20 protein-coding genes are annotated in these 19,725 nt (G+C 34.4%); 16 read left to right on the top strand and 4 right to left on the bottom strand.

Annotated features, from left to right (window positions below; translation table 11 throughout):
* Positions 1 to 75: 75 nt before the first annotated feature.
* Positions 76 to 867: a ParA family protein gene (locus PPBDW_RS18705; protein ID WP_036791411.1), complete on the top strand. Its 792-nt coding sequence runs from the start codon at positions 76 to 78 to the stop codon at positions 865 to 867.
* Positions 868 to 915: 48 nt separating this feature from the next.
* Here PPBDW_RS18705 and PPBDW_RS18700 read toward each other — a convergent pair whose 3' ends face one another.
* Positions 916 to 1,761, bottom strand: a complete 846-nt coding sequence (locus PPBDW_RS18700; protein WP_036791409.1) for a mechanosensitive ion channel family protein — start codon at positions 1,759 to 1,761, stop codon at positions 916 to 918.
* A 290-nt stretch (positions 1,762 to 2,051) separates the two neighbouring features.
* Between PPBDW_RS18700 and PPBDW_RS18695 the strand changes: the two genes are divergently transcribed.
* Together PPBDW_RS18695 and PPBDW_RS18690 are read left to right on the top strand one after the other, a co-directional pair.
* A complete protein-coding gene (locus PPBDW_RS18695; protein ID WP_036791407.1) occupies positions 2,052 to 3,791 on the top strand; it encodes a DUF4832 domain-containing protein in 1,740 nt (579 codons plus the stop codon).
* Between the two features lie 119 nt (positions 3,792 to 3,910).
* Positions 3,911 to 4,438, top strand: coding sequence for a rhodanese-like domain-containing protein (locus tag PPBDW_RS18690; protein WP_036791405.1), 528 nt, complete (start codon positions 3,911 to 3,913; stop codon positions 4,436 to 4,438).
* A 76-nt stretch (positions 4,439 to 4,514) separates the two neighbouring features.
* Here PPBDW_RS18690 and PPBDW_RS18685 read toward each other — a convergent pair whose 3' ends face one another.
* Positions 4,515 to 4,937 carry a DUF3010 family protein gene (locus PPBDW_RS18685; RefSeq protein ID WP_036791404.1) on the bottom strand — a complete coding sequence of 141 codons (423 nt, stop codon included), beginning with the start codon at positions 4,935 to 4,937 and terminating at the stop codon, positions 4,515 to 4,517.
* Between the two features lie 295 nt (positions 4,938 to 5,232).
* On the opposite strand from PPBDW_RS18685, the gene PPBDW_RS18680 reads away from it, so the two are divergent.
* Positions 5,233 to 5,406, top strand: a complete 174-nt coding sequence (locus PPBDW_RS18680; protein ID WP_155395134.1) for a hypothetical protein — start codon at positions 5,233 to 5,235, stop codon at positions 5,404 to 5,406.
* Positions 5,407 to 5,477: 71 nt separating this feature from the next.
* Here PPBDW_RS18680 and PPBDW_RS18675 read toward each other — a convergent pair whose 3' ends face one another.
* Positions 5,478 to 5,828, bottom strand: a complete 351-nt coding sequence (locus PPBDW_RS18675) for a hypothetical protein (RefSeq protein WP_036791402.1) — start codon at positions 5,826 to 5,828, stop codon at positions 5,478 to 5,480.
* 41 nt (positions 5,829 to 5,869) lie between these two features.
* Complete coding sequence (locus PPBDW_RS18670) at positions 5,870 to 6,376, bottom strand: M48 metallopeptidase family protein (RefSeq protein ID WP_036791400.1); 507 nt, start codon at positions 6,374 to 6,376, stop codon at positions 5,870 to 5,872.
* A 138-nt stretch (positions 6,377 to 6,514) separates the two neighbouring features.
* Here PPBDW_RS18670 and PPBDW_RS18665 point away from each other — a divergent pair, with 138 nt between their 5' ends.
* The 12 genes from PPBDW_RS18665 (at position 6,515) to PPBDW_RS18610 (ending at position 19,719) form a co-directional block, all read left to right on the top strand.
* The gene (locus PPBDW_RS18665) at positions 6,515 to 6,961 is read left to right on the top strand and encodes a methyltransferase family protein (protein ID WP_036791399.1); all 447 of its coding nucleotides are present in this window, start codon (positions 6,515 to 6,517) and stop codon (positions 6,959 to 6,961) included.
* 118 nt (positions 6,962 to 7,079) lie between these two features.
* Positions 7,080 to 7,613: a molybdopterin adenylyltransferase gene (gene mog / locus PPBDW_RS18660; RefSeq protein WP_036791397.1), complete on the top strand. Its 534-nt coding sequence runs from the start codon at positions 7,080 to 7,082 to the stop codon at positions 7,611 to 7,613.
* A 313-nt stretch (positions 7,614 to 7,926) separates the two neighbouring features.
* Positions 7,927 to 8,205 carry a hypothetical protein gene (locus PPBDW_RS18655; RefSeq protein WP_036791394.1) on the top strand — a complete coding sequence of 93 codons (279 nt, stop codon included), beginning with the start codon at positions 7,927 to 7,929 and terminating at the stop codon, positions 8,203 to 8,205.
* A gap of 604 nt (positions 8,206 to 8,809) precedes the next feature.
* Entirely contained in the window at positions 8,810 to 10,222 is a 1,413-nt protein-coding gene (locus PPBDW_RS18650; RefSeq protein WP_036791392.1) for an undecaprenyl-phosphate glucose phosphotransferase, read from the top strand.
* 3 nt (positions 10,223 to 10,225) lie between these two features.
* Positions 10,226 to 11,533 carry a hypothetical protein gene (locus PPBDW_RS18645; protein ID WP_036791389.1) on the top strand — a complete coding sequence of 436 codons (1,308 nt, stop codon included), beginning with the start codon at positions 10,226 to 10,228 and terminating at the stop codon, positions 11,531 to 11,533.
* 1 nt (position 11,534) lies between these two features.
* Positions 11,535 to 12,074, top strand: coding sequence for a polysaccharide biosynthesis/export family protein (locus PPBDW_RS18640; RefSeq protein WP_036791386.1), 540 nt, complete (start codon positions 11,535 to 11,537; stop codon positions 12,072 to 12,074).
* A 16-nt stretch (positions 12,075 to 12,090) separates the two neighbouring features.
* Positions 12,091 to 14,187: a GumC family protein gene (locus tag PPBDW_RS18635; RefSeq protein ID WP_036791383.1), complete on the top strand. Its 2,097-nt coding sequence runs from the start codon at positions 12,091 to 12,093 to the stop codon at positions 14,185 to 14,187.
* Entirely contained in the window at positions 14,184 to 15,392 is a 1,209-nt protein-coding gene (locus PPBDW_RS18630; RefSeq protein ID WP_036791380.1) for a lipopolysaccharide biosynthesis protein, read from the top strand. Before PPBDW_RS18635 ends, PPBDW_RS18630 begins: the two co-directional genes overlap by 4 nt.
* Entirely contained in the window at positions 15,393 to 16,784 is a 1,392-nt protein-coding gene (locus tag PPBDW_RS18625) for a hypothetical protein (RefSeq protein WP_036791377.1), read from the top strand.
* A complete protein-coding gene (locus PPBDW_RS18620; RefSeq protein ID WP_052671708.1) occupies positions 16,772 to 17,272 on the top strand; it encodes a serine O-acetyltransferase in 501 nt (166 codons plus the stop codon). The genes PPBDW_RS18625 and PPBDW_RS18620 overlap by 13 nt, the downstream gene beginning before the upstream one ends.
* Positions 17,273 to 17,275: 3 nt before the next feature.
* Positions 17,276 to 18,499 carry a glycosyltransferase gene (locus tag PPBDW_RS18615; protein ID WP_036791374.1) on the top strand — a complete coding sequence of 408 codons (1,224 nt, stop codon included), beginning with the start codon at positions 17,276 to 17,278 and terminating at the stop codon, positions 18,497 to 18,499.
* A 14-nt stretch (positions 18,500 to 18,513) separates the two neighbouring features.
* Positions 18,514 to 19,719 carry a glycosyltransferase family 4 protein gene (locus tag PPBDW_RS18610; protein WP_036792944.1) on the top strand — a complete coding sequence of 402 codons (1,206 nt, stop codon included), beginning with the start codon at positions 18,514 to 18,516 and terminating at the stop codon, positions 19,717 to 19,719.
* Positions 19,720 to 19,725 lie beyond the last annotated feature (6 nt).

Below are 19,725 nucleotides of genomic sequence, written 5' to 3'. Positions count from 1 at the left end.
GATATGTTTAACTAACAACTATATGCATGAGTGTGTATAGTTGTTAATAGTTATCGATGATCAGGGATGAAGTTAATGCGTAGGATTATTTTTAATCAAAAAGGTGGTGTGGGGAAATCAAGTATAACTGTCAATTTAGCCGCAATTAGCGCAGCTAAAGGCTATAAAACATTAGTGATAGATCTTGATATACAAGGTAACAGTAGTGCTTATTTAGGGATTGATATTAATCAACCGAATGATAAAACAATTGCAGAGCTTCTAAATCAAACGGCATCTTGGTTTGCGATGTCGACACCGATCAGTGCTTATCCTCAAGCGACAGCATATGATAATTTATTTATTATTCCTTCCAGCCCAAAACTTGATAAGTTAGAAGTCGAACTTGAACGACGTTATAAAATTTATAAGCTTCGTGAAGTGCTCGATGTATTGGCGGCTGATTTTGACCGTATCTATATTGATACGCCACCAAATTTAAATTTTTATACTAAGTCGGGTTTAATCGCAGCGCATAAGTTATTAATTCCTTTTGACTGCGATAGTTTCTCTCAGCAAGCTTTAATTAAAGTGATGGATAATCTTGCAGAGTTACGTGATGATCATAACCGTGATTTAGAGTTAGAAGGCATCGTGGTGAATATGTTTAATACTCAAGCAAAGTTTCCTCGTCAAATTATTGAGGAGATCAAAACATTGGGTTTTCCTATTTTAGAGCCATATTTACCCCAATCGATAAAAATGAAAGAATCGCATTACCAGCAGTGCCCAATGCTATATTTTGATCCTAAGCATAAGTTAACTAAGCAATTTATTGAATTGTATGATGGTATTGAAACAGCAGTAACACTGGAGAATAAAGCATAGACGGAATTTGAATTAATGGTAATTCATGGTTGAATTACCATTAACTGATTATGCGGTAGTCGCTGGAAAAGCGCGTTCATATTCTTCCATGAAATCACGACGAATCTCTTGTTCAAGGTGTGTTGCTCGTTCTGTTGGACAAAAGAGCATAAAATGAACGATTTGTTCACCAGTCGTTGAACTACTGATATGTATATGGGGTTCAGAACCAGGTAGATCGAGCCCTGCATGTTTCTCAATTATGCTATTATAGCGGCGGGCAACGTCAATAAAATCTTCACTGTGGTGATCAATTTTAGTGATGATTGTGGGTAGTAAAGGGTAAAGATTAACAAAATCTCTGACTACGATGGAAAAGTTATGATAAACATAGCGTTTCATGAAATTGAGATTTTTTACCGGGTAAGTGAAAAACATGCTGTTTGGTAACGTTGCCGTTTTTCCGGTGTAATGATACTGGCCATGATGAAGATCTATTTCTTGAATGACCGTTGCCATCATATTGTGCTCTATAACCTCACCACAGATTTTTCCAACTTCTATCCAGTCACCTATTCGAAATGATCGTGAACTTGCGCGTTGTATAGAGCCTGTAAAGCAAAGAATGATTTCTTTCGAGGCAACAACAATAGCGACAGCAATCGCTGTTACTGATAAAGCGAATTCATTTATTTCTGAACGCCATAATATAAATAGTATAACTAGCGTAAAAATAAACGTACCGTTCTTAGTACGAGACATCCATTTTCGCTGGGTTTCAGTAACAAAAAATTCATCACCTCGTACTTGCGACAGTACAATACGTCGAGCGATCGTGATAATCACAATAATTAGTGCGGTAAAAAGAAGTTTATTGGTTAATAAATAGGTGAATGTTTCAGTTATTATACCCATGAATTCCTTTATCTTGACGGTATTAGAGGATTAATATAACAAAAATCCCATATTTTTACGCTTAAATCTAGTAATAAATTTTACATTCTATTTCTTGGTAATTATCTATTGTAGTTATGACAAGTAGTTATATAAATACAATAGATTTATAAAATTATGTGGTTGTTTTTTGTAGAATTTAGTTTTCACCTCAAATAATTAATATTACTGTTTAAGTTATTCATATTATCAATATAATGCACCCTAAATATACTATCAACTTATTGATATTACTTATTATAGAGCACACAATGAGTTCAACTTTACTTTCATTTCTAATTGCTACATCTGTATTAAACCCTACCGCTAATAACAATAATACGCATAGTTTTACTGGTGAAAATAACTTATCTGTAGTTATTCCAAAGCAAAGTAACAAGGTATTAACTAATCCAGGTATTGGTTTTACAGAGTTACAACGAGTTGTTAGTAATGATCCTGAGAATCCTTTTTATGAAGGTAAACCAGTCATCTCTTATCCTGATACTAGTACGATATATTACCGTTGGTACTGGGATCAATTAACAACAGCAACAGATCCTAATCTTAATGAAAGGATGCTTGAGAAAAAAATTGATAACGTATTAGAAGAGGCTGCTGCTGTAAATAAAAAGGTTGTGATTCGTTTCATGGCATTACGGGGTAAAAATGATCCTATATATGATGCTGATGTAAATAAAGATAGTAGTGGTATTCCATGCTGGTTAGTACAAGAGTTATATGGTCATGGCCTTAATGGTAGTAGTTGTCACCTATCAGATAAGGAAGCGGTGAGTATGTTTAAAAATCCTTTGTTTATTCATCGCATGCAGCAATTTCTTGATGCACTCGGTAAGCGTTATGATAACAATAAGACGTTATTACGTATTGATATGGGTATGGTGGGGACTTGGGGTGAATGGAATCTTTCTGGGTATGCGGCAAAGACGAGCAATAGCGTAGGATTAGTTGATAATGGCTATACTTTACATGATCTAGAGCCGTATATTGCAGCACTGGTTCATGCTTTTCCACATACACCTAAAACGATGCTAGGAACGGATAAAGGAGACTTTCTTAGTTATGCTACGAATCGTGGTTTTGGCTGGCGAGTTGATTGTCTTGGCGATTGGAGTAAAGGCTGGAGTGAAATGGAAGACGGTTATCCTGGATTAATCGCTCATGCTTCAGATATACAGACAAATACAGCTCCTGATGTTTTGTTTGATCAGCGTTGGAAGAAATCCGCCGTTGATTTTGAAATTTGCCAAGACTCACTTCAGGATTGGAGTAATATTAAAAATCCATTACATCTTACCTATGATCAAGTTCAGCAAACATTTGATTTTGCATTAAAAGAGCATGCTTCATTGATTGATGCAAAATCACATCAAATTCCTAATATATATCAACCTTTGCTTACTGCATTTTTAAATAAATTAGGATATAGATATCAACTTAATGAGGTTGATTATAGTCGTAATATTCCCAAAAATAGAACATTGACAATTAATAGTCAGTGGCAAAACTTAGGCGTAGCGCCTAGTTATATTAATTATCCTGTGACATGGAGATTACGTACCGCTAATGGCAGTATAATCGCTTATTATACATCTAACGCAAAAATAGAAAATTGGTTTCCTGCGGCAGATTATGAGGATCAATCGCCAATATATAAAGTGTCAGATCATTTCCAGCTTGGTAATCAAATATCAAAAGGGCAATATTTTCTTGATGTGGGATTGGTTGAAAAAGGTACATATAATGCCAAGGTTTTATTAGCAAATGATACTAAAATGACAACGGATACGGGTCAATCTTATACCATAAATAATAATGTAATTAAAAACAATAATAGTATTGTTAGTTATGTTGATAATAATCATTATTTATATAATGGTAATGTTAAATATCCATCATCATTTTTTTTGGATAAGCATAGTGAACAATATATTAAGCAACAAAATAATATTGGACGTTGGAATGAAATAGCAACAATTAATGTTATTTAATTTATTATGAAAATAATAGCCTTGATATGGTTATATTTAACAATATTGTTTTATTTAAATAGACTAAGCGTTAAAATTAGTAGAATGTAGTTATTATAAAATATAATAGGGATGTAATAATGCACATATTTACCGATCGCAAACATATTATTATTGATACTCGTTCAGAGAAAGAGTTTATTGATCATCATGTTGAAAATAGTGTTTTTGTAGGTTTCCATGGTGTAGGGTTTAAATATTGGTTGGAATTACTATTACCTGATAAGAATATTGATATTGAAGTGATTACCGATAGTAGCTGTCAACAAGTGATTGATACTATAAAAAGTCTAGGTTATGAGAATGTTAGTGTGCTTACTGATATAACTGAGAGCACTTCATTAGCAACAATAATTCAATCGTTGCCGAATTCTGACACCAAAGTATTAGATGTACGTCAAAGTGATTTATCTCAAACTGATGCTGAATACTTACCTGTATCTGAAATTATTCAAGGAAAGCTTCAACATAGTGAATCTCCATATATTGTACATTGTGATAAAAGTTATCGCTCATTAATCGCCGTTTCATTATTGAAGTTATTGGGTCTTTGTAAATTGATATATGTAGATAAAGACGAATTAGAAAAACAACAAAAACTTAAATGAATATGATCTAGTTTGATGAAGTAAAGCAGAAGTATTTCTACAAACTTCTGCTTTATTTATTATTTAGCTATATTAATTAACGACCAAGAAAAGCATAACCTGTTGTAAATGCTGCTTCTTGGAATTGGCGTAAACCCGTTGCACGGAAATCAATCGCCATAGGATTGCGTTTTAATTTCTCTTTAATGTCTGCATTTGACATAAAGTTAACATCAAGACCATCAATTAATTGAATAGCGGATTCAAGTTTAAAGCCTACAGAACTTCCTGCAAATTTTCCGCGTGTTTCGCGCGTACGGATCACTACTTTTTCTACTTTGTAGTCATCAAGTAGTTTTTTAAATGCAAATTGGAAATCTCTCATTTTTTGGTTATCAAGAGAATTATCCATAATGAACTTCTGAGTGCGGCACTCTGGAATACCGATCATTCCACCTTCTAATGTTAGTAGGCAAATAATAGCTTCGTTACTACGTAGTTCAACTGAACAAATTTTCATGTTTATACCTGAATCATAATATTTTGGTCGTTATTGTAGGCTAAAAAGCGATTAGCTGTTAGTGATGGAGTGGTTTTTTATCAATATTGTTGTTGAAACTGACATCCTTGCCTTCATCAGAAAATATTTGTAGAAAGGGGCGTTAATTAGTGGCTGAAATTTCCTCAATTACCACATTAGTTTACATAATCGTGCAGTGAAAAAGCCAAAACAGGAAAAGAGATAAAAAAGATGTTCTGTTTTTAGCTTGGGCTAGCTGGGTCAAAATGATGGGGTACTTAAAGGAGAGAATACAATGAATAATGAATTATTTAGCAGCGAAAATACAACAATGTTAACTTTTTTTAAACATCAGTTATCAGTGGCTCAAACAAACGATGAATACGCTGCCATCATAGCAATGATTAGATTATGTAACTGGGATCCTAAGCATTTCCAACAAGATGACGTTCACGTAAGCCACTATTAATTGGTCATATAAGTTATGTATATAGATTACAATGCCAACGACGAATCGTCGTTGGCAGTAATTATTGCCGTTTAGTTGCGCTTAGCTGGAGTGTATGAGCGACCTGCAGCTTGGTATGTTTCTTTATCGTTAATTTCAAATGTCGTGTAGAAGAACCAAGCAATAAAACGCATTAATTCATCATTAGCATTCATTACCCACTCGGCAAACTCTTCTTCTTCACCTTGGTCGTTTTCTTGAGTGAAAACGTGGTAAATACGCTGTTGCCCGTCGATTTCAGCAAGACTAAAGTGACCAATCATTGCTGCTGCTGTTTCTGCAATTTCAGGCTCTTCATTATCTTTTAATGCATTTAAGATCGCTGAAACGCTATCGAGCTCTGCCAATTCTTTTACTAAAATCTCAAATTCTTCTTGTTGCATGATGTTGTCTCTTCATTTTACATATAATGGCTATGATAACCTCATTTGTAAATAGAACCAAAATGTTCGACTTGTGTTAGATACATGCGCATATCAAATTCAAGTTGATGGTATTGGGGCTCCATGTGGCAGCAAAGTTGATAGAATGCTTTATTGTGATCTTTTTCTCTTAAGTGAGCTAATTCATGCACTACAATCATACGTAAAAAAGGTAAAGGGGCTTGCTTAAATATTGTCGCAATTCTAATTTCATGCTTTGCTTTAAGCTTATTACCATGGACACGAGAAATAAACGTATGTAGCCCTAGTGCATGATTGATAACATTAATTTTGTTGTCGTAGCCAACTTTACTAATTGGGGCTGACTTTTTTAAATATTGATTTTTTAGTTCAATCACATAATCGTATAAAGCTTTTTCAGTTTTAATCGTATGTGGTGTTGGATAACGGTTAAGTAATAAGGTTTTTAGTTGATCTTTTTCAATTAATTGCTGAACTTGATCAACGAGGTGAGGGGGGTAACCTTGAATATATTTGAGTTGTTGCATGACCGCTATTACTCTTAACCAAAAGCTTTATGCTATAAGGTGGCAACTGTCGAGGCAACCTTATTATTGGGTAAAATGAAATTAATATATATTATATTCGATGAATAATATGATTATCAGTTGTAAGGATGAGTAACTGTGTCTTTGAAAATACCCCCTCCAATATTAACCGTTGTGGCATTACTTACCATGTATGGCTGTACGATTTTTATTCCATTATGGCAATTTAAGACGCTTTGGCTTGTGGCTATTCCATTAATCATTGTTGCGGTAATCATTGGCTTGTTGTCGGTATTAGCGTTAGCAAAAGCGGATACAACGGTTAGCCCTTTTACACCAGAAAAAACAGCTCGGTTGGTTACGCGAGGTATATATCAATATAGCCGTAACCCAATGTATTTAAGTTTGTTATTTTTACTTATCGCAGCAGTGTTTATTAGTGGTGAGTTATCTACAAGCTTGGTAGTAATCGTCTTTGTGTTAGTCATTAATCGCTATCAGATTGGGCCAGAAGAAAAGATACTTATGCATTTGTTTGGGGATGAGTATCGTCACTATTGTCAACGCGTCAGACGCTGGTGCTAGATACTTATATTATTTATGCTTTACCAGCTTACTGATTTGCATACACTATAGAGCAATTGATAATGATAGGGATGTTACTATTAACTGTAATATTGAGTTTAAATGAATGAGGCAGTATATGAGTAAAGCAAAAATAGGTATCGTAACCGTTAGTGATCGAGCCAGTGCTGGTGTTTATGAAGACATCTCAGGGCAAGCAATCATTGATACACTGAATGACTACCTTACTTCAGCGTGGGAGCCTGTTTATCAAGTGATTCCTGATGAGCAGGATGTGATTGAGAGCACTTTGATTGATCTCGCTGATAATCATAATTGTAGTTTAATTGTCACTACTGGTGGTACTGGGCCGGCTAAACGTGATGTTACTCCAGAAGCAACGGAAGCGGTATGTGATCGTATGATGCCTGGTTTTGGTGAGTTAATGCGTGCAGAATCGCTAAAATTTGTACCAACGGCTATTTTGTCACGTCAAACGGCAGGCCTTCGAGGCGATAGTTTGATCATTAATTTACCAGGAAAGCCTAAATCTATCCGCGAATGTTTAGATGCTGTATTTCCTGCGGTGCCTTACTGTATTGATCTGATGGATGGCCCATTTCTTGTGTGTGATGAAAGTGTGATTAAACCTTTTCGTCCAAAACAGAAATAAGCGAATAGTACATAGCGGCACAAGGTGTCGCTTTGTTATCTAAATATAAATAGAACCAAGATCACAAAATTAAAATATAAATATCACTGATATATTAATAATACACGGTTCAATATTTTATTTTCTAATGTGATTTTATATTTTGTTATTTTTCAATTGGTTAATGAGAACTTTCTGATATTTTAAATCATTTAAGATTATTTTTCTTACTTATTATATCCATATTGTGAATTGTTTTTATTCGTTATTTATAATATTCTCATGCAAAGTTTTACTGTTAGCTGCAGATAAGTGTTATTGCGTGGGTTTGAATATGGATGTTAAGCAAAGTTGGGGTTTTATTTCTATCTCTCTAGGGGTTGTGTCTCTTTTATGGGGCGTTATTTCATTGAGTGGAATGGTTGGTCAAGAGCATGTATTTACTGAAATGGGATCATTTCTAACCATGACAGGATCTGATTTGTATAATAGCACTTATGCTGAAAATATCTTGGCAGCTGAACGTCATAAAAATTTTGTTGTGTTATTAGCTGGTATTGTAATGGCAACTATTGGTTCGTTATTAATGAAAATGCGCTTGTTCAAGTTGTAAGAAGTATTTCAGCCATGTTTATTAATTAATAAGTATGGCTGATACTCTTAAATAGTTAATGTCACTTCATTCTTTGAATGTGTTCACAGTATAAATACTTTTCGTGTTTGTTATCGTGCAGTAATAGGCTGCCTATGTAATATTGATTAAGTTTGGCCACTCTGGATAAATGACAATGTTATTTTTTAGAGTGCTATTATTACTGTTCTCTCGTCATTTCTTTCTTTCTTCATAAAAAAATCTAAATTTTATAATGATATTTTTGTTTTAATTTTATTTAATCACTATTGCAATTGTATAGTATTTTATATTTGATTTTAAAACTAAACTCTTAACCTATTGTTTTTAAGGTCTTTTTTGTTTTACTTATTCATGGTGTCAAATTTTCAGCGATTAAATATTTCTGATAGGTATTATTTCATAATAAAAGCGACAAATAGTTGACGGTCTGCTGATTTTTTACAGTATAATTATAGAGTGAGTATATGTTTTTATAAGTAGTTATTACTATGGACTATGTCGATCTATAACGTGGAATTATTAGAAAGCAGTGAAAATGACATTGCTCATTATATATTAGTAGTGCTAGGGGCTAGTTTAAGCGATGAAGATACAAGCTATAAAAATAGCAGATGATGGTTATGCTGTATTAATCAAAGCCAGTGATTTTTTGCTGATCAATTTGACATTAACCTTTCTTATTTCTTTACGTGGTGTAAGTGAAACAGCTGTTGGTTTAGCAGCTAGTTTTCTCTTTGCTGTTATTTTCTTACTTATTGGAGAATATTGTGGATTGTATAAGCAATATGTCCGTAAAGATTATTATCACACAATAATAAAAACATTATTAACTTTCTTTTTATCATTTATAGTGTGGAATATTTTATGTCAGCAATTGAACTCATTTGAAGGTGTTAATGATACTCATTTAAATCATGTTGTTGTTTGGCAATGGATTCTATTTTCCATTAGTTGCGTGGTTATTGTTAAATTTTTAGTTATTTTTGCTATTCGCGAGTTTTTGAAGCGAAATTCTAATATTAGACGAATAGCTATATTAGGAATGACTAAAGGTGGTATTGCAATTGAACATGCATTAAGAAAAGATATTCGTTATCAGAAATTTGAAATATCTTATTTTGATGATCGTGATGAAAGTCGATTTGGCTATTTATCAAAATCACAGCTTCATGGGAATATCGCTCAATTAGTGCAGTTAGCTAAAAATGGTGAAATTGATGAAGTTTATATCGCTTTGCCTATGGCCGCTAAAGATCGTATTCAGAAATTTTTGAGATTGTTATCAGATACGATTGTTGAAACTTACATTGTTCCTGATTTATATACTTATGATCTAAATGTAAGCCAGATTCGTACTATTGGTAATGTTCAAACATTTAGTGTTTTTGGCTCTCCGTTTGAAGGAATGGGCGCGGTATTAAAGCGCATCGAAGACATTATTATTAGTAGCGTTATTATTCTATTGATTTCACCTGTATTGGTTGCTGTTGCTATTGGTGTTAAACGCAGCTCTCCTGGTCCGGTACTATTTAAACAAGATCGCTATGGTTTAGGCGGTAAAAAAATTCGAGTATGGAAATTTCGCTCTATGGGCGTGATGGAAAACGATTCTGTGGTTACTCAGGCAACCAAGAATGATCCGCGAGTAACTAAATTTGGTGGATTTATTCGCCGTACATCATTAGATGAATTACCACAGTTTTTTAATGTGCTACAGGGGAGTATGTCAATTGTTGGCCCTCGGCCACATGCTGTCGCTCATAATGAAGAATATCGAGTTCTCGTTAATAAATACATGTTACGCCATAAGGTTAAGCCTGGTATTACCGGTTTGGCACAGATTAAGGGTTTCCGTGGTGAGACTGACACACTAGATAAAATGGAAATGCGTATAAAGTACGACCTACAATATATTCAGAACTGGAGTCTTTCAAAAGACTTGAAGATTATTTTTCTTACTATATTTAAAGGTTTTGTCAGCGAGACAGCGTACTAGATTATGTATTTATTTAAGGCGAAGAAAGTTCAGTTATTGCTAGTAGGTTGTATCTGTGCAACCTCCAGTTTTGCAGCAAATGCTGATAGTACTTTTCAAGACTCTAAACATATAGATCCTTTTTTAGGTTTAGAATTTTCTTCATCCGTCAGTAGCGGTTATGGTTTTGATGATAATGTCCTTCATCAGCGTAATAGTCATATTATTAGTTCTGATTATTATACGTTAAAACCAACTTTTAGTGTTTTTGGTCAGCGTAATACTAAAAACTTTGGGCTTTATTATTTAGGTAATTATCAACATTATAATAATAATGTTGTTAAAAGTGATAGTTATGATGACCATCAGCTCAATGGCGTTTTCAACTGGGAATTAGGTATTCGTCATCATTTAGAATTGACGGGTAGCTATAGTAAAAATCATGAAGCGTTAGGTACGGGTGTTACTCAAGGCTTTTTCTTTGATAGTGATACCTCGCTGAAGAATATCGCTACTTTTAATGCATTTAATATTAGCCATGACATTGGTCGAACAGATAAAAAAGTTGATGCTAAATATACCTATGGTGCGAAAGGAGCCAAAGGTAATATTATTGTTGATTTATCACAAGCGCGTACTAATTATGACATTCTTAATAGTTATCAATCGGCATTTAAAAATTATTTAGAAAATGAGAATGTTACAGAGAATGATGCAAGGATAGTTTTTAGACACCAATATACAGACAGAACACGTTTTGATTATACTTTGATGTATAAAGACTTTAATTATATTAATAGTGAACGTGATAATAACGAGCTGATTGGTGCTTTTTCTGTATTCAGCCAAGTAACGGGGAAGTCTAAACTAGAAGCTACCGTGTCTAAAGTACAAAAGAAAATGCAAAGCACACATTTTTCGGGTGTGAATTGGGATGTTTCTTATAAATGGCAACCTGTTGATTACTCGAAAATAATATTAAAAACTTCAAGTGAAGCAAAAGAGTCAGATAATACGGGCGATTTTGTCCAATCTTTTCAAAATGGCATTACTTGGAAGCATCAATTTTTAGGGCATATAACGAGTTTGTTGTCTTATAAGCATACCTCGAATAAGTATCATATTCGAAAGCGGACTGATCGGTATGATGACTTAGCATTAAGTTTACACTACTTATTCAGACCTAAAATAGAGTTTGTATTTGATTATCAATATACATTATTTCATACAGATAATAGTACGGATCCGGTATTTATTGATGGTAATTCTTATGGGAGACAATTAGGTTATGAGCAAAATCAATTTGGTTTATCAGTCAAAGTGGCGATTTAAAATGAAAAAAATAGTAGCTTTTATTTGGATCTTAACCGTGAGTTTATTTATGAGTACTGCTGCGTCAGCAGCATCAAAAATAACGAGCGAAAATTATTTACTAGGTGCTGGCGATCAAATTCAGATTTTAGTTTATAACGAAGCTGATTTATCTATGAAATTAAAAATAGATGAAAGTGGTAATATTATTTACCCCTTAATTGGTAAATTACAACTCGCGGGGAAAACACCGGATCAAGTCGCTATTGATATTCGTGAACGATTGAAAAATGGTTATATCAATAATCCTATGGTTACTGTTTCTATGCTTGAATTCCGTCCGATGTATGTTTCTGGTGAAGTTAAAACACCGGGTAGTTATGAATATCAGCCAGGACTAACGTTAGAGAAAGCCATTGCAGTTGCTGGTGGCTTTACTGATCGCGCAGATCGTAGCGACATTGATATTCGCCGTGCAAATGGTCAACTATTGAAAGATGTTACGGCAACTCAAGCTGTCTATCCTGGTGATACAGTTATTATAGATCAAAGCTTTTTCTAGATTAGGGTAGTTATAAATGAGTTCATTATTCGTTGAAGAGGGGAGCAAGTTGGAAAGTACCATTGACTTTTCACGCTTACTAAAATCAACAAAAAAAAATTGGTGGAAAATCTTAGCTTTTGCTGTTGTGGTAACAGGAACAGCGGTTCCATTTATTTTAAAATTGACACCAAAATATGAAGCTTATGCAACGGTATTGCTTAAAGCTGAATTAACTAATCCAACGACATTTGAGAAAGTTGTTAATTTTGATTCCACACGTAAAGAATATTATGAGACTCAGTATCAACTACTGAAATCTCGTCGTGTAATTTTACAGGTGGTTGATGATTTAAAGCTTTATCAAGATCAAGAGTTTATTGGTAAAAAACCAGTAAAAGATGACACCTTAGCAAAACAAAAAGAACGCAGTATTCAATATGTACTTAAACATATGACAATATCTCCAGTTCGAAAAACACAATTGGTTGAAGTGGGGTTCGAATCAACAACAGCAAAAGATGCAGCAGCTGTTGCTAATGATATTGTGAAAGTGTTTGTTAACTATTCCGTTGAAGATAATCGTGATGCGAGCTTAAATGTTTCTTCGTTACTTGAAACTGAAGTCGATGATTTGAATCATCAATTGAAAGCGAAAGAAGCAAAGCTTAATGCCTTTTTGAAAAAAGAGGGCTTGATTACTTTTCGTGGTGTTGATGGTTTTCAGACTGAGCAGCTTTCATTATTAACTGATAATTTAGCAACGGCTACTGCTCAACGTGTTAATTTAGAAGCACTTTATAAAACAGTTGCGGCTTATAAAAAACAAGGATTTAATGCATTAGCTGCTATTCCTGATGTTTCTCGCCATCCGCAGATGGAAAATCTACGGCAGATGATTATTGAGCAGAAAACACAACTTGCTGATCTTGAAAATCGTTATGGTCCTAAATATGAGAAAGTGATTCAAGCTCGTTCACAACTTGTTGTTCTTCAACGCCAAGCAAATAATTTGATTAATCAAATAGCTGAAGGTATCAAAGAGCAATATCAAGCATCAGTTGTTAAGCAAAATCAATTACAAGCTGCAGTTGATAAACGCACTGGCGCATTCCAGCTATTGGGCGAGAAAAAGACAAAATATAACAATATGATGGATGATATTAGTCAGACACGTACGTTATATAATCAATTGCTGCAACGTCAGAATGAAACGCAATTGAGTGGTCAGTTCTCTGAACCAACAGCGAAAGCGATTGATAGCGCTATCGTGCCATTAAAGCCGACAAAACCTAATAAGAAATTGTTGATTGTTGTTGTTGCTATTATGTCATTACTCATTGCTATTCTGTTCGTGATAGTGATGGCAGCATTAAATAATAAAGTCATGTCTATTAATGAAATCAAACGACGTTTAGGACTTGATACTCTTGGGGAAATTAAATCGTATTCTCAATATATTACGCCTAGCTTAGTGCTTGGTAACAGCGCACAATTTGCAACATTAGATGAAGCATCACTTGGTATTCGTAGTCAGTTATTATTACTTAATACTGAAGCGAAAATGTTAGCAGTAACATCGGCAACAGCACAAGAAGGTAAGTCACTAGTCTCAACATTAGTTGCGAAAGCGATGGCTATTGATACAAAAGTATTATTGGTCGATATGGATTTACGCCATTCAAGTATTACTCAATCTTTGGGTTGTACTAATGAGAAAGGTTTAACAGACATTCTCTACAACAATGTGGCACTGAATGACGCTATTGTTAATCATCATGGAGTGGATGTTTTACCTATTGGTAGTGATACAACACGCTCGCCATTGATCGTGTTAACTCATCAGAAGTTAGCTGAATTGTGTGCTGAATTACGACAGAATTATGACTATATTATTATTGATACGCCTGCGGTTACTGATGCTAAGGATGCGATTTTAATCAGTCAACTTACAGATGCTGTATTATTTGTGGCGGCTTCTAATAATAACAGTTCGAATGTTTCTCTATCGGCCTTGAATCAACTGAAACAATATCAAGCAAATGTGCTTGGTTGTGTGTTGAATAAAGTTAATAGTAAGTTGTTAGAGTCAAATGAGAACCTAACACCACCATCAAAGGGTGTTATTTTATGAGTTTAATTAAAGGTGCCTCTACAATAGGAGGCGCTTCAGTTATCTCGCAACTAATTGGTGCATTTACTATTTTATTTATGTCATACCGTTTTGGTATGTCAGATGTAGGTAATTATGCACTTACATTTAGTATAATAATGATTGGTGCTCAAATTGCACTTTATGGTTCGCATTTTTTGCTGCCAAAAGTTAATCAACAAGATATAGGCAAAGCGGTGGTTTTCTGTATGCTGCAATCTTGGGGAATAAGTGCAATTTATATTTATATTGTAAGTCATTTTTTCGAATTACCATTTGTTGCGATTTATGTGTTAACTGCTAGTTATTCAATGATGATTATTTCTGAGTATGTTTTCTTACGAAATAAGATATTCAGTAAGCTGGCTATTCAGCGAATTTCGGTAACCTCAATTGTCTTTTTGGCATTATTAGTGTCATGGAAAATTGAGTATTTTTACTATATATGGGCTGGTGCACATTTATGTTTGATTGGCTATTGGTTATATAAATGTTTAGATTTTAGTATTTTTTCTAAATCTGACTTTTTACCAACAACCCAAGTTCGGTTTTGCATTAAACATTGGAATCATTTATCACGAGTCGGTACTGCAGAAGTTGTCGCTAATGCGAGTTTACAGTTACCCACGGTACTCATTAACTATTGGTTCAGCCCATTAGTTGCGGGTTATTTTGCTGTTGTTAACCGTTTTTGTTTATCGCCAGTACTCATTCTTGGTCAGTCTGTGCGTAATTATACGTTCTCAAAATGGTCCGAAGATTTTCGTAACAAAGTGTTTAATTACTCTGAATTTAAACAAGTTCGGTTATTTTTAGTGGTAATTGCATCGGTAACAGTTGCTGGTATTTATTTTGTTTATCCATGGTTAACACAACATGTATTAGGTGAGCAATGGGTACAGTCGGTTGAAACTTCACGTTTAATGTTACCTTATGTATTTGCGATGCTTGCGTTTGTTCCAATGACAGTGATCGAATTAATTTTTGGTGCGCCTAATTATTTCTTACGTATTCAATGTGAGCAATTAGCGATAGTGATATTGGCACTTGTAATTATTCCATTTATTTATAAGAGTTATGTTGTTTCATTATTGGCCTTTACAGTGCTAACAGCTGGGCGGTATTTAATGATTTATATTAAAATCAATAAACATGCGATTGTTTTGCGTGATAAAGGCGTAGTGTAAATGAATACCGGCGTTTTTTTTCAAGCTTACGTATTTATCACACTAATTTTTAGTGGAACGGCACAATATTTTACTGATATTGATGCCTTTCTATGGTTGCCCTTTATTATGACAATGGTGATGGTTGCCTTAGTGCCATTACAGACTCGTTATAATTATAAGCAACTAGATCAGCTTGAAACGACAGTTTTAGTACTTTTTGCTGGTTTTTTTGTGTTAGCAATAACCAGTACTCTGATGCAAGAAGGGCTAAAGACCACGATTGCAGGTATTAAAAATGGCTTAGGTATATCATTACTATTACCTTGTTTAATATTAGGTTTTTGTCGTGAATCACAGTTATACCGTATTTGCCAAAAATTATATTGGGTATTTTATGCTCAAATTCCCTTTGTTGTTTATCAAGCTTTAATTGTTGTTCCAGCAAGGGTTGCTTTTGAGGGCAAGATGGACTCATGGGACTCGGTTGTTGGTACTTTTGGCGGTAGTATGATCGCCGGTGGTAATGGTGCATCGATGGGTCTATTTACCTTGCTTATTATGATGATGAAATTGTCTGAATATAAGCATGGGGTGGCAAAATTGTGGTCGTTAGCACTACATTTGGCAATTGGCTTTATTATTTGTGTTGTTGCAGAAGTTAAGTTTGTAACATTATTAGCGCCATTTTTCTTACTTTATGTATATATAAAGCCAAGCTATGTCAAAGAAGTCAGAGTTATCGACTTTAAAACGATTTTATTATCGATTGTCGGTATTTTTATATTATTGTCGATAATAATTACAATTTTATCATTAGGGTATACCAGTAAATACCAATCACATTCGATGAGTATTTTTGATATTTTCCTACAAAATATTGGTTATATTTTTGATCCGACAATTATCGTAGCTGGTCTTGATGGCAACTTAGATGAATTAGGACGTGTAACGGCATTAGCGTTTTGGTCACACCACTCTGATATTCACGGCCTTGTGAATCAGTTATTTGGATATGGTCTGAATAGTTCAAATGCCGGTGGTGCCGATCCTGGTTATATTGCAATGCTGTTTGAATTAAGTTTAGGCTCAACAGCGTTAGCGATTTTCTTATGGGAGATTGGTCTTGTAGGTACGGGTTTGCTATTAGCGATTGTGTTCATTATTTTGAAAGGTTCAAAGCCAAAACCATTATTTTCAACCAAGGACTTATCAATAGCTGATATTAATTTGTTATCCTATCAGCCTGCTTTTATTGGATTTATTATCGCAGGTTTGATTACGTTACCTTATTCACCGTTACTTGCCTTGATTCCGGTATTTCAGTTCCAGTTCTATTTTGTGCTAGGTGCAATGATGATTATTCGTAAAGCAACCTCAATAAAAGCAAGAGAGATGGTATGTTTGAATTAATTAAAAAAGAGTTAGCATTAAACCCTGGATTAACATCTAAGTTTTTTATTGTTAATTTTCGGTTAGCTTCTTTATTTTATACCTCTGGTCTAATAAAAAAAATATTCATTATTAACGTTATTATTCTTAAATTACTTAAATTTATTTGTGGACTTGATATATCGCCAAAAACAAAGATTGGTTCTGGTTTTATTTTGTTTCATCCACAGAATATTGTTATTAATGCCGATAGTGTATTAGGTGACAATGTGATGCTTAAACATAATGTGACTATTGGTAATAAAGTTGATGCTGCTACTGGCCGTCATGTATCACCTATTATTGGTAATAATGTTGAATTAAGTCCCGGTGTGGTTGTGTTGGGTAACGTTAGTATTGGTGATAATTCAATTATTGGTGCTGGAGCAATTGTTGTGAAAAGTATACCTAAAAACTCAATTGCAGTGGGTAACCCAGCAATCGTTATTAAAGAAATAAGTGAGAATTAGTGAATGAACACGAAAATTAATGTCATTAATTTTGTACCTGAAGAGTTACCATCCTATCGTCCCGATGTTGATGTTTTATACTCTAAAGAGTTACCAAAAGAAGGTGTAAATACCACTATTGTTGGTATGCCAAAGACTGAAACTGTGCATATTGAAACGGATGGCAGTACCTTAAAAACCAGTAAGAAAACAACTAATCGTCACTTAGATTCAATCGTTTATTTTTTTAATGCAGCGAAGTTAGCCTTGAGTGCAAAAAAAGACGGTTTTCAATTAATTCAAGTACGTGACATGGTGTGGGTGGGGTTGATCTGTTTGGTGATAGCTAAATTGATTAAGCTACCTTATACCTACTGGGTATCATTTTTGTATGCTGAAAGTCGAACAATACGAGCAAAAGATCAAACTGAAAATATTTCCAGCTGGAAGCGTCCAATCATTTTAGCGCGTGGTTTGCTTGAGGAGTTTATCCTTTATCGCATTATTTTACCTCATTCAGATCGCGTGTATGTACAAAGTGATTTCATGCTTAATTACATTAAAGGTAAAGGCATTGAACAACATAACATGATGGTTGTGCCAATGGGGGTCGATTTTGAGAAGATCGATAACTTTGCCAATACTGATGCAATAAAAATTGAAAAATGGGGTGATGCGCCCGTTATTGGTTATTTAGGCAGTCTTGATAGATTACGTAAACTTGACATTATTATTGAAGCATTTAAAGAAGCTAAAGTTTCTGTACCAACCTTAAAACTGCTCTTTGTTGGTGATTCTGAAGTGATGAAAGATCGCGAGTTTTTGCAACAAACAGCTGATGATATGGGCTTGAGTGATGATTTTCATATCACTGGCTGGGTACAAACAGAGCAAGCTTGGGCGTATCTCAAAGGCGTAGATATGGTCATAGGATTTATGAACCGTGGTTTGTTGTTAGACGTTTCAACACCAACTAAAGCAATGGAATATATGGCACTTAAAAAAGCCATGATTTGTAATGATTCACCTGATCAGCAATTTGTGATTGAACAATCTGGTTGTGGGCGAGTTACTGATGGAACGAGCCAATCATATGCTGCGGCGATGGTTGAATTGGCACAACAGCCAATGACACAAACAGAGTTAGATGCTGGATACAATTATATTAAAAATAACCGTTCTTATGCGTTTATTGGTGAGCAAGTTGCTGCTGATATTAAGAATGTTGTTAATCAAAAAAATTCATAATGGCTGGTGATTCAATGAAAGTTCTATTTGTTAATAAATTCTTTTTCCCACATGGCGGTGCTGAAACTGTTTTCTTTCAAGAGCGCGATATGGTTCAAGAAGCAGGGTATCAAGTTATTGATTTTTCAATGAAGCATGAAAAGAACATCCCGTCAGATTATGCTGATTTTTTTGTTGATAATGTTGATTACCATGGTAAACATTCTATTTTTGATAATATTAAAGTTGCGGTTAATTTTGTACATAATCAATATGCATGTGATCAATTTGAAAAGCTAATTAAAGCAGAGCGACCTGATATTGTTCATTTTCATAATATTTATCACCAAATAACACCATCGGTGATAAAGATTGCACAAAAGTTAGGTTGCAAAACGGTACTAACAGCACATGATTATAAATCGGTTTGTCCTAATTACAGTATGCTTGCTGCTGGTGAGAATATTGAATTAGACTGGATCACAGGTAGTAATATTAATTTATTTAAATACCAGTGGCAGGATGGCTCATGGCCGCGCAGTGTATTATTGTCACTAGAGGCATTATATCATCGTACGATGAAGAGCTATGAAGCATTAGATGCTTTTATTGCTCCTTGTGAATTTATGAAATCAATGATCTTACGTCAAATTCCATCAGCAAATGTTGATGTAATCGTTAATGGTATTGACGCATCAACAACAGATATTGGTAACGATGGTGGTTACTTTTTATTTTGTGGTCGATTAACTAAAGAGAAAGGCATTGTTACGTTAGCGCAAGCGCATAGTCAACTAATAGGGAATACACCTCTTAAAGTATTAGGTACCGGACCTATGCTAGATCATATTAAACAACATTTTGATAATGTTGAATTATTAGGTTTTCAAACTGGTGATGCACTAACAGAAATTATTAAAAATGCTAAAGCAGTTATTGTGCCATCGGAGTGGAATGAAAACTGCTCTATGTCAGTGTTAGAAGCGATGAGCTACGGTAAGCCGGTTATCGGAGCTAATATTGGCGGTATTCCAGAGCAAGTGTTGGATGGCGAAACTGGGTATTTATTTAACTCTGGTGATGCTGATGATCTGGCAGCTAAAATGCAATTATTGGCTGATGATGAAGCATTAGTAACAGCCATGGGACAAAAAGGGCGCGCTCGATTATTAGAGAAATATTCATTAGATGCACATAAAAGAGATTTGATTAAATTGTATCAATCACTTTTAGCTAACTAATTTCCC

The organism is Photobacterium kishitanii (assembly GCF_000613045.3).
GTDB lineage: Bacteria > Pseudomonadota > Gammaproteobacteria > Enterobacterales > Vibrionaceae > Photobacterium > Photobacterium kishitanii.
The sequence above is the reverse complement of the archived record's forward strand: the minus strand, read 5'-3'. Positions and strand labels throughout refer to the sequence as shown.

Bases quoted from the DNA above. Each gene is read 5' to 3' on its own strand.
- PPBDW_RS18690 (WP_036791405.1), top strand. From the start codon at position 3,911: ATGCACATATTTACCGATCGCAAACATATTATTATTGATACTCGTTCA.
- PPBDW_RS18705 (WP_036791411.1), top strand. From the start codon at position 76: ATGCGTAGGATTATTTTTAATCAAAAAGGTGGTGTGGGGAAATCAAGT.
- PPBDW_RS18680 (WP_155395134.1), top strand. From the start codon at position 5,233: ATGAATAATGAATTATTTAGCAGCGAAAATACAACAATGTTAACTTTT.
- PPBDW_RS18685 (WP_036791404.1), bottom strand. From the start codon at position 4,937: ATGAAAATTTGTTCAGTTGAACTACGTAGTAACGAAGCTATTATTTGC.
- PPBDW_RS18655 (WP_036791394.1), top strand. From the start codon at position 7,927: ATGGATGTTAAGCAAAGTTGGGGTTTTATTTCTATCTCTCTAGGGGTT.
- PPBDW_RS18640 (WP_036791386.1), top strand. From the start codon at position 11,535: ATGAAAAAAATAGTAGCTTTTATTTGGATCTTAACCGTGAGTTTATTT.
- PPBDW_RS18615 (WP_036791374.1), top strand. From the start codon at position 17,276: ATGAACACGAAAATTAATGTCATTAATTTTGTACCTGAAGAGTTACCA.
- PPBDW_RS18675 (WP_036791402.1), bottom strand. From the start codon at position 5,828: ATGCAACAAGAAGAATTTGAGATTTTAGTAAAAGAATTGGCAGAGCTC.
- PPBDW_RS18695 (WP_036791407.1), top strand. From the start codon at position 2,052: ATGAGTTCAACTTTACTTTCATTTCTAATTGCTACATCTGTATTAAAC.
- PPBDW_RS18650 (WP_036791392.1), top strand. From the start codon at position 8,810: ATGAAGATACAAGCTATAAAAATAGCAGATGATGGTTATGCTGTATTA.
- PPBDW_RS18620 (WP_052671708.1), top strand. From the start codon at position 16,772: ATGTTTGAATTAATTAAAAAAGAGTTAGCATTAAACCCTGGATTAACA.
- PPBDW_RS18700 (WP_036791409.1), bottom strand. From the start codon at position 1,761: ATGGGTATAATAACTGAAACATTCACCTATTTATTAACCAATAAACTT.
- PPBDW_RS18630 (WP_036791380.1), top strand. From the start codon at position 14,184: ATGAGTTTAATTAAAGGTGCCTCTACAATAGGAGGCGCTTCAGTTATC.
- PPBDW_RS18610 (WP_036792944.1), top strand. From the start codon at position 18,514: ATGAAAGTTCTATTTGTTAATAAATTCTTTTTCCCACATGGCGGTGCT.
- mog (WP_036791397.1), top strand. From the start codon at position 7,080: ATGAGTAAAGCAAAAATAGGTATCGTAACCGTTAGTGATCGAGCCAGT.
- PPBDW_RS18625 (WP_036791377.1), top strand. From the start codon at position 15,393: ATGAATACCGGCGTTTTTTTTCAAGCTTACGTATTTATCACACTAATT.
- PPBDW_RS18670 (WP_036791400.1), bottom strand. From the start codon at position 6,376: ATGCAACAACTCAAATATATTCAAGGTTACCCCCCTCACCTCGTTGAT.
- PPBDW_RS18645 (WP_036791389.1), top strand. From the start codon at position 10,226: ATGTATTTATTTAAGGCGAAGAAAGTTCAGTTATTGCTAGTAGGTTGT.
- PPBDW_RS18635 (WP_036791383.1), top strand. From the start codon at position 12,091: ATGAGTTCATTATTCGTTGAAGAGGGGAGCAAGTTGGAAAGTACCATT.